The following is a 10,468-nucleotide window of genomic DNA, read 5'->3' on the forward strand; positions in this document are numbered from 1 at the left end:
AATTCAGTTACCCTGAAGGGGAAAATTCACTGAGCAATATGCCACTTTTACTGTATTTCACATTCAGAAGCCAAAGTCGGTCAAACAAAGTGACTGCACCTAAATAATATTCTGCGTATCTTGTGAGGGATAAATGAGTGCTTGGAGTTCTTGCCAATAATAGGCGGCTTATGATGAGAAAAAGGCTACTCTGCCCCCCACAATGTCACTAATCAATAATACTGTTTTTCTTCACGCAGTTTTTCTGCAGCGCGTTCAGCAAACACACACATCGATTGGCGAACTAACTCGTAATCCACCACTTTATGACCAAGAGAACGTAAGCAAATAATTTGGACATGTAACATCTTAGCAATAGGACATGCCGTACTTGCCTGTGGAGGGAGGGAGCAGCCTGTAGAAGCAGGAAACCATCGAGGCGAATCAGACTGAAGTCTCAACCTTGTAAGAATCGACTTCCTTTAGGGGGAGGATATCAAAAAAGTTATACCATATCCCTTGCTATTACAGACCTTTCAAAAAATTTCCTATTCCCCATAAAAACAACCCCCTTGTTCGCCAAGATATCACAGGCAAATAACCAAGCGTAAAACTTTATTTTGTGCATTAAAACAAAAAATTTACTTGTTATACGCTCAATTCACATTAATAATATAAAAAAATAAACACGGGGTAAACAATGTCAATTTTAGATCAAATATTAATAATTGGTCAGCGGATGAAAGCTGAACAAATTTCACTAAAAGAATCTATCGCTGAAGTAAATACGATTAAAGTTACTGATGAACAAGTAGATGGTCTGGACCGGCTTATATATAACCACTGTTTAAACAAAACAGCTTTGGCTGATTTTTTTGGAAAATCCCGCAATACATTCTCAAAGATTGTGACTGAAATGCAGGCTAAAAAAATCATTGGCGAACCTATTTTTCAAAATAAAAACCATCTTTATACTCGATTCGACGTTCAAGTGATCATGGAAGAACTGGGTGCTCATCGTTACTCAGATATGTATAAGCCAAGAGCCATCGTCATAGAAAACCATAAAGGTGGAACAGGCAAAAGTACAACTACAGCAACAATTGCAACAGCGGCTGCATTAGATCTACACCTAAACGCCCGCTGCTGCATCGTAGACTTAGACCCTCAAGGATCAATCGGAAATAATCTTATCCGAACGACTAATGATGACGATATTTATCTGACAATTACGGATGTTTTGCTAGCTGAATACGAACCTGATGGTGATTATTCTCAATATATAGCCGCAGGTTATTCTGAGGCAGATATCATCGCCAATATTCCATTCAGTACACATCTTCCGAATATGGATGTTATTACAGCATTTCCCACAGATGATAGATTCACTGACCTATACTGGCGTTTAAGCAAAGATGAACGAAATAAGCTTCTCACTCGTTTTAGAGATATTGTCGTTCCTGTTCTAAAAGAGCATTATGATCTTATCTTTATCGACACCCCCCCACAAGACTCGCCAATCATATGGTCAACAAATGAAGCTGCTGATGCACTACTAGTGCCAATAACGCCGCGTGAATATGACTTTGCTTCCACAACAAATTATATGCTAACGATTGGTGCACGTTTACAGCAGCTGCCATCTAGGGGAGAAAATATCAAATGGATGAAGGTACTAGCTGTTAATGTCGATGACAGAAGCCAGCATGAAGTTCGAACATTAAACAAGCTTGTACGTACCGTACAAGACAAATTCATGACAACTAATATAAAACATTCAGAGGCTTTTGTTGCAGCAGCGGAAAGGGGCAGGACAATCTTAGATATCAAAAAATCAGAGGATTTATGTCCTGCAAAACAATTCGATATAGCTGAAATGTCAGTAAATTCAGTATATCAACAATTTATAAATGAAATCAAAAGTTTCTCTGCAAAAAGTGAGTAATCCACATGGCTGATGTAGAAAGAGATACAAACAAAGATATGTATTTAGGAAATTCGAAAAAAACACGTTTTGAGCAGAGAAATGGACTCCCCTCTTTAAAAGGGGAAAATATCCCCAAAAGAGCCTTTACACTGAAAGACGGGCGTAAAGTTGATGCTGAACACATCATAGTCGCAGGGGATAAAATCTCTGAACAAACTGTTGTTCATTCTCTTAATCCACGTAACCAGGAAGCATTGGATGAGAACTCCATGGGCGATATTCTGGAACAAATAAAACAACGGGGAGTGGATACTGAAGGTATTGCTGTCAGAAAGGATGGTATTTACCACTTAATTGAAGGAAGTCGGCGTCGCTATTGCTGCATAAAATTATCTACCGATCTGCCATTATGGGTTTTACCAAACGACATATCCAATGAAGATATTTTCTCTATCATTAGTGCTGCGCAGAGTTCTCGAAAGCTATCTTACCGCGAGGTAGGTATACAGTATCAAAAGCTAATGGAGGATAATAACTTCACAACTAATGAACAACTAGCCCAATATATTGGTATAAGTACTGAGTCAGTTCGTAAACGCATTCAGGCAGCATTAATTGATGTGCGTCTAATTAATTTATTTCCTGACTGCGAAGGAATTCCCAATACATTCTATGCCCGTCTTTCTAAACTCCAAAGTAATGCAAATAAAGAGGGCATAGATTTAGCAGCACTATGCAAAGAGGTTAAAGATAATCGTAAAGGCTTAGTAATCGACAATATCCAGGAAACACAAAAAAATATATTAGACGATTTATCAACTATTTTAGAGTTGATGACAGACAAAACTAAACCCACATCAGCATGGAAAACCTCTGATATTGTCGAATTCAATAATAAGGATCAATATGCCCGTATTAGCTACAGTGGAAACGGTAGAAAAGTGCGTTTTGAATTTAATAGGCTTAATCAAACCGTTATTCAAGAGCTTGAACGCTTGATAAAGCTAAAGCTGTCTAAAATGGTTCAAGAAAAAAGTAAAGAATAAACAGAATAATGTGGCTACGTCTTGCCGTAAATGGCGAGGCGTTCCTTTACAGAGGTAACATGCCGCAAAATAGCATATCGAAACCAACCGTATTTCGCCAAAACAACTAAGAAAATTAAACCAATATAAACAATGCATTATGATTTTATTTTCATTTTCCCGTAATAAAACAACCCCCTTGTTCGTCAAAAACTACAAAGTATTTACTTTATCCAACACGCAATTAAACTTTGCATTCAAGTAGAGGATATTAGGTATTATAGTCAAGCTGGCTAGTGATAACTTATCAATACGGTGTAACCGTATGACACATTCTAGAATCGCACTCGGTTTTATCGATGAATCGAATAATAAATACTGTTACCCCCTCGCATAGTTAAACTACACACCAAAAATTGAACTCTAATAGTTTTGCAAATAACCATTTCTTCATCTCATTTTCATGCTATGAATGATCTAGTTTTAACTCCTAAAATTGTCAAAAAGTAGCAATCTAAGGTAATGATTTTGAAAATCTTGTATATTTTTACTTAAACTTCATTTATTTTCTGAAAAAGAAAAATGAAATTTAAAAAATAAAAGATCACTCTCTCACATACTAATCAAAACACAAAAATCTTGATAACAATGTGTATCCCATACTAGTTATACATTAATACTAAAATAGAATATTACACATTCTCTCAATCACACGGAGAGTAAAGAAACACATAATTTCCTTTTAATAAAAACCAAACTTTAGTTGATATATAAAGTTATATATCACCCCGAATGGGTACATGAACGTTTCTTGAAAGAAAAAAGAAAACAAAAATAAGATAATAGGTGACAATTTATTTATATAGGTTTTTTAAATATGAAAATTCCACAATTATGTAGCTCTTTAATAAGCTCTCTCCGGAGTAACTCTGTTAATTTAAACAGAGCTCAAAATACAACTACACCTACACAGAGGATTTCTCTCTTATTACTCTCGGTACGAAATGTTAATACACAAGCCCCGGGGAGACCATCATCCTCGTCATTACCGAATTCTACTGGCGGTCCACAAAGCTCGCAGATACCACCTGCACCACCATTACCGAATTCTACTGGCGGTCCACAAAGCTCACAGATACCACCTGCGCCACCATTACCGAATTCTACTGGCGGTTCACAAAGCTCACAGATACCACCTGCGCCACCATTACCGAATTCTACTGGCGGTTCACAAAGCTCACAGATACCACCTGCGCCACCATTACCGAATTCTACTAGCGGTTCACAAAGCTTGCAGATACAATCTGCTTCGTCGTTATCTAATTCTACGAGTGAAACACCAACCCCACATACAGAAACTTTATTTAAGAATCTAAAAAGTGTATCGGGAAAAAATGAAGGTGCCAATAATACCCCCTCATTTATGAATGAACTGAAACTTGTTTTGGGGAAAAGAAATAGCCCAGTTGATACAACGGATGCTTCGACACCAAGAAACGCCGATACATCGACTCCGGCATCACCAATGCAGCCTAACAGACCGGGACATGGCAATAACAGTCCCTCATATCTGGATGAACTGAAACTTGTTTTGGAGAAAAGAAATAGCCCAGTTGATACAACGGATGCTTCGACACCAAGAAACGCCGATACATCGACTCCGGCATCACCAATGCAGCCTAACAGACCGGGACATGGCAATAACAGTCCCTCATATCTGGATGAACTGAAACTTGTTTTGGAGAAAAGAAATAGCCCAGTTGATACAACGGATGCTTCGACACCAAGAAACGCCGATACATCGACTCCGGCATCACCAATGCAGCCTAACAGACCGGGACATGGCAATAACAGTCCCTCATATCTGGATGAACTGAAACTTGTTTTGGGGAAAAGAAATAGCCCAGTTGATACAACGGATGCTTCGACACCAAGAAACGCCGATACATCGACTCCGGCATCACCAATGCAGCCTAACAGACCGGGACATGGCAATAACAGTCCCTCATATCTGGATGAACTGAAACTTGTTTTGGGGAAAAGAAATAGCCCAGTTGATACAACGGATGCTTCGACACCAAGAAACGCCGATACATCGACTCCGGCATCACCAATGCAGCCTAACAGACCGGGACATGGCAATAACAGTCCCTCATATCTGGATGAACTGAAACTTGTTTTGGGGAAAAGAAATAGCCCAGTTGATACAACGGATGCTTCGACACCAAGAAACGCCGATACATCGACTCCGGCATCACCAATGCAGCCTAACAGACCGGGACATGGCAATAACAGTCCTTCATATCTGGATGAACTGAAACTTGTTTTGGGGAAAAGAAATAGCCCAGTTGATACAACGGATGCTTCGACACCAAGAAACGCCGATACATCGACTCCGGCATCACCAATGCAGCCTAACAGACCGGGACATGGCAATAACAGTCCCTCATATCTGGATGAACTGAAACTTGTTTTGGGGAAAAGAAATAGCCCAGTTGATACAACGGATGCTTCGACACCAAGAAACGCCGATACATCGACTCCGGCATCACCAATGCAGCCTAACAGACCGGGACATGGCAATAACAGTCCCTCATATCTGGATGAACTGAAACTTGTTTTGGGGAAAAGAAATAGCCCAGTTGATACAACGGATGCTTCGACACCAAGAAACGCCGATACATCGACTCCGGCATCACCAATGCAGCCTAACAGACCGGGACATGGCAATAACAGTCCTTCATATCTGGATGAACTGAAACTTGTTTTGGAGAAAAAATATGGCTCGGTAGATAGAAACTCTTGATGCATAAACATCAAGTACCGAAATATAACACTGAGATTAATAATAGTAATTAATATATCATTGACAGCTTCGCGCCCTAAAGGGCTTGTAGCTGTCAATTTGATAATAGAACAAATAGCATTAATCCCTTAAATTTTAGCTTGATAAAATATTATTAATGCACATTTAAAAATGAGCGTTTTTTTATAGATTTTTTATTTTAAATTAAAGAGGGGTTCATTGTTCTACACCCAAATGAAACCTCAATTCTTTCAACAAGCCCTTTCACATTAAAAAATAATGTGATTGACTATATATAATGGATAGAATAGCTACCAAGGATAGTGTTTTTCTTGAAAGTTGAGTAAAACAAAATATAAAAATAACCTAAATAAATCGAACTATGAATTTACCTTCATTTTCTCAGATAATATACAGGATATCATTATGTTCAGAATCCCCTTAAATAGCCCCTCAGTTATCCCATCCCAAACTTCGCAAGCAAATGAAAGAGTAAATATTTATCTTGGTGATGGGGGAACTCCCCAAAAAAACGATTTTATGTCTTTATTAGGCAGTTACGTTCATCGAGTTTCAAATTCAACCAAGGATCTAAAAAAATATCCGATAGTTTTTGCGTCTGAAGCAGCCCATAGTAAGTTTCAATTATATAAAGAAAAAACGATACAAGAATACGGAATAATTCGCCCACACAAAACAGGACGGTCAGATGACGATGTAGGTTCTCATTTCATATATGCTCTACAGAATGTGTCGACATATCATGCGAGTAATTTTCAATTTAACGATAACCAAAAAATTTATGTCCATGGTCATGGCGGAGCTGGAAAAAACTCCTTACAAGTTGACCACCTAAAACTCACCATGAATGAAGTGGTTAAGACTCTTTCTGATATGGGGGTTCCTAAAACAGTTAAAGATATCCGATTAACTAGCTGCTATTCTGCAGATACGAAGCCAATCAACAATATAAAGGATCCAGATCTGAAGACATATAGTGAAAGTTTTATAAAAAAATCAACATTTTTGGGCATAGCAATAAATGAAGAAACAGTAAAAGCCCCTGCAGCACATCTACTTGATGCATTGAATGACGCTGGTTATAACAATGTTACAGTTACCGGATACCATGGAGCAGGAATGTATTACAATGGTAATAACTTCCCAGAACACTCATTACGTAGTACTGTTACACCTTCTGCCCCTACTTATAAGCCCGAAGATACAGTAAAACGTAGTACCGTATCAGAAAAGTTTATCTCTGAGATTGATTAATAAAGTCATTAAGCGTTGTTGACCAAAGTTGATAACCCATTCAAAATCATGGATAACGCAGCAGTAAAAACGTTTTTGTTTTAGTGCTGTTTGTAACCAACGAAGCAGAAAAGATTTTCAGCCCGCAAGTTTCGGGCTGTTTTTCCATCCCATTGTGCCAGTTTAAGAGCAACTAAAGCCGCAAACGCTAATTTACCTAACCAACAATTTTTTCTTCAACGGAAAACGGGGAATAGGGTCTCACCTTATAATGCGGTTCGTGATTGTTGTTTAGAAATTTTTTGAATGCGTTTTCACGTATCGGTGACATCCAATTCCGTCACAGTCACGTTCAGTTGACCGTCTTTATCATATAATGACAGGTATAATCGTAGTGTGGTATTATTTCACACGGTGACCAATGGTCATAAGACTGCGTTTCATCTTTTTATACGAAATCGGCAATTCACGAGCTTTTTTTCTCCTAAAACAAAGCTTCTCGCGTGCCAACTGCCATAAGTCAAAGTTGTCCATAGGAAAAGCGGGGTGGTCAATATCAGTAGCCCCAGCCCCCTTGTACTTTGGCGGTAGTATATAATTTCACCATTGTTTTCCTTTTGGCATGATGACGAACAATTTGAGTCAATAGATGATTGACATGAATATTGGTTATTGGGTTTCGAGATTCACAGGAAATATCCTGGGAACGAATGATGAATAGAGAACACATCAGATTCAATCCATGCGGACATCCTTATCTGAAGATGAGTTGTTTGATAAATTAAAGAACTACTTCCCATTAGTTCTAGGTCATATTTACCGCCAAAGGGTACCCCACCGATACAAGGTGGAAAGGGAATTTGGACGGTCTTAAAAGCCCGTAGAATTATCAGCCGTACCGTTTCACAACATCCAGTGGCGCACCTCCGCACAAACCAGCAAAGAATGAACAAGACCAAAACACAGCTTTACCGTATGTACCCCGTAAATCCATAAACTCGTTACGCAAACGGCGAAATGTTACTGCTTTCAGATAATTAATCAGCACCGATAACTGCACTGTTGGTGGATACTCCATCAGCATATGAACATGGTCGATATCCCTGTAACTTTCTGTAAGTTCCGCACCAAAATCACGACAAACATCAGTTGCATACTGATGAAATGCTGCATAGTGTCACTCCTCCAATATTTTTCGACGATATTTCGTTACAAAAACGAAATGAACATGCAAAAGAAAAGCTGCATATCTTAAACGATTAATTTTGTACTTTTGCATTGAAGCTGACCGAAAACACAGTAATATAACGAAAGAATTTACTACACACTGAGTTATGATGCGAATCCGCAAAGCCTACATTATGGGTTGGCGGTGACGAAAAAAAATACTGGATTCAGCCGTCAGCATTTGAACTAAACCGAATGCTGACGGCATGGAAGAAAACCCCTGAACGTGCGTTCTTACAGAAAGCCTACACCGATAATCTTCAACAAAAGCTGAAAGACCTGCATAGTGCATAGAAACGTTGCTTTGATAAAAAGTTGGCAGCGAAAGCACCTGTATTTAAGAAGAAAAGCGGCGGAAGTGATTCAATCCGTATTGTTAACTTAGAGAAGTATTGCAGTCTCGAAAAACACAAGGTGAAGCTTCCATCAGGTGTCGGCTGGGTCAAATTTCGACAGTCACAGGACATCCTAGGTAAATTTTAGTCGATGTACTAGATTTGGCAAGTCTATCCCGTTAAGGGGTATTACTTTTTAGTATGAACGATTGCAGGTCTGGCATCAGCTAGAGCTTAAGAAAGGAAGAGCGGGGATTACCTTACAAAATTACTCCAGTGAATGGCTTGGTTTTGACTGCAAGATTATAATCAAAATCAGACTCATGAAAGTTTCAATCACATCCCACTGGAGTTTTATCATAAACGGCAAGAAAACCCTAAGTTGCCATATCTTAACTTCCGAGGAATGTTATCTTAAAATAGAAAATTTCTTAGTGAAAGAATACTGACACTTAATGCAGGAAAAATGCCAATTACGCCTTTAGAGTGGGATTTTATTCTTGGCTTATTTTGGGCAACATCATCATGAATATCATTCATAGATAACTCATCACAAGACTATAATACAACTCAATATTAAAATAAAGGCATGCAAGATTCGCAATACTGGTCACAATGAACCCAGCGAACCTTTCGATTCCCTTGCATGCCCAATATGATGTTTTCGACTATAAATTGACTGCACGTTACTATAAACAACTGTTAATACAGTTACCCTCATTGTGGTATCCAAGTTGCGAATCTCGGGCCTGTTTACAGCCTCCTAAGAATATATATTCATATACGCTACTTAGTCAAATTTTTGTGCTCACCAAAAAGAATATGTATTTGACACAATATTTACAGACACTTTTATCACTGATTTTATTCTAGGTTCGTCGCCGCAGATACACTCGCGGCGAACGATAACCCTGTGTACTGGATGCTATTCATGATAAGCTCGAGGATTGCTGCACGATTTTTGACCGCCGTTAATCCGTTCGGTTTTCACATTAAACAGATGAAATCCCGTTTTATGATTTTTACAAAGCTTTCCCCAATACCATTACTGTGTGGGTTTCGTACCGCCGCATGTCTAGGGAATAAATCAACTTCTTAAGCATATCGATTGCGTTGAGTATACGAGCAAAGGCATCATCGTCATCTTGAGAACATCGACCTCGCTTATATTTCCAATTCATTTTGATAGAACCCGCTCATGCTCCGAGTGTTCTACTCACCAGATGCATTTGACCCCTATATTTCCTAACTCATATCCCTCCTTAGATGATAAGAGCGTGAGCGTTAGCCACTTTTTTGCGACCAGACTCGACTTCTTCTTTAAAACCATGTTTTTGCCAAGCAAACTCTGTAGCTCTTTTATGAGTTTTCTTGCTGAAGCTAGCCTAGAGGCAGGAGCAACTTGTTCACCTGAGATTATCGTAATCAGACTTCCTTCTTGATACTGCTACGACCAAAGGACAAGCTGGCTTGTAACAATATCTCGAACATATTCTTTCTAAGAATTAGTGTAAAAATGAGTGTTAAAATTATCACTCATTTAAGTGCTAGCAACTGTCTGGAGATTTAATAGGGGATTGTCTACTGAGAGCTTGGACATAAAACATACTGTTCGTAAGCGACAAGCAGCGGTATACCTGCTGAATATTTGCCCAGCTTTTCTTCAGCTTCACCACAACTTTTTTCACTTATTCATTTCTATAGCAAAAAAGCCCTAAATTTTTTTAACCTGTCATTGTTGCTCTGAAGCTGACTTACTTTCTGTTCAAGCTCCCCTATTCACTATTGTTTAGGTGTAATAGCACTTTTCCTTCCGAACGTCTTCGCAATACTAACTAACCAGCGCGACAATCTTGAATCATTGCTTTAGTAGCTTGTATCATCAAGTGCTTGTGCAGGATAATCAGATAGACAC

Annotated in this window: 6 protein-coding genes and 3 pseudogenes; 5 read left to right on the forward strand and 4 right to left on the reverse strand. The window is 38.8% G+C overall.

Features of this window, described 5'->3' with window-relative positions; genetic code table 11:
- Positions 1-212: 212 nt before the first annotated feature.
- A complete protein-coding gene (locus M5X66_RS17920) occupies positions 213-347 on the reverse strand; it encodes a DinB/UmuC family translesion DNA polymerase (protein ID WP_262362068.1) in 135 nt (44 codons plus the stop codon).
- A 332-nt stretch (positions 348-679) separates the two neighbouring features.
- Here M5X66_RS17920 and M5X66_RS17925 point away from each other — a divergent pair, with 332 nt between their 5' ends.
- Entirely contained in the window at positions 680-1,924 is a 1,245-nt protein-coding gene (locus tag M5X66_RS17925; protein ID WP_270104052.1) for a ParA family protein, read from the forward strand.
- A gap of 5 nt (positions 1,925-1,929) precedes the next feature.
- The gene (locus M5X66_RS17930; RefSeq protein ID WP_036954454.1) at positions 1,930-2,952 is read left to right on the forward strand and encodes a ParB family protein; all 1,023 of its coding nucleotides are present in this window, start codon (positions 1,930-1,932) and stop codon (positions 2,950-2,952) included.
- Between the two features lie 927 nt (positions 2,953-3,879).
- Here the strand turns inward: M5X66_RS17930 and M5X66_RS17935 are convergent.
- A complete protein-coding gene (locus tag M5X66_RS17935; protein WP_154635827.1) occupies positions 3,880-4,338 on the reverse strand; it encodes a hypothetical protein in 459 nt (152 codons plus the stop codon).
- A gap of 16 nt (positions 4,339-4,354) precedes the next feature.
- Between M5X66_RS17935 and M5X66_RS17940 the strand changes: the two genes are divergently transcribed.
- Both M5X66_RS17940 and M5X66_RS17945 read left to right on the forward strand, forming a co-directional pair.
- Positions 4,355-5,737, forward strand: coding sequence for a hypothetical protein (locus M5X66_RS17940; RefSeq protein ID WP_270104053.1), 1,383 nt, complete (start codon positions 4,355-4,357; stop codon positions 5,735-5,737).
- A gap of 426 nt (positions 5,738-6,163) precedes the next feature.
- Positions 6,164-7,012, forward strand: coding sequence for a hypothetical protein (locus M5X66_RS17945; RefSeq protein ID WP_036950991.1), 849 nt, complete (start codon positions 6,164-6,166; stop codon positions 7,010-7,012).
- An 868-nt stretch (positions 7,013-7,880) separates the two neighbouring features.
- Here the strand turns inward: M5X66_RS17945 and tnpA are convergent.
- Positions 7,881-8,270: pseudogene (gene tnpA / locus M5X66_RS17950) on the reverse strand (IS200/IS605 family transposase).
- Positions 8,271-8,389: 119 nt separating this feature from the next.
- Between tnpA and M5X66_RS18620 the strand changes: the two are divergent.
- Positions 8,390-8,695: pseudogene (locus tag M5X66_RS18620) on the forward strand (RNA-guided endonuclease InsQ/TnpB family protein); the annotation flags it as partial.
- A 727-nt stretch (positions 8,696-9,422) separates the two neighbouring features.
- Here the strand turns inward: M5X66_RS18620 and M5X66_RS18880 are convergent.
- Positions 9,423-9,645: pseudogene (locus M5X66_RS18880) on the reverse strand (IS3 family transposase); the annotation flags it as partial.
- Between the last annotated feature and the right edge of the window lie 823 nt (positions 9,646-10,468).

It is taken from the genome of Providencia sp. PROV188 (genome assembly GCF_027595165.1).
In the GTDB taxonomy this organism is placed as follows: domain Bacteria; phylum Pseudomonadota; class Gammaproteobacteria; order Enterobacterales; family Enterobacteriaceae; genus Providencia; species Providencia lanzhouensis.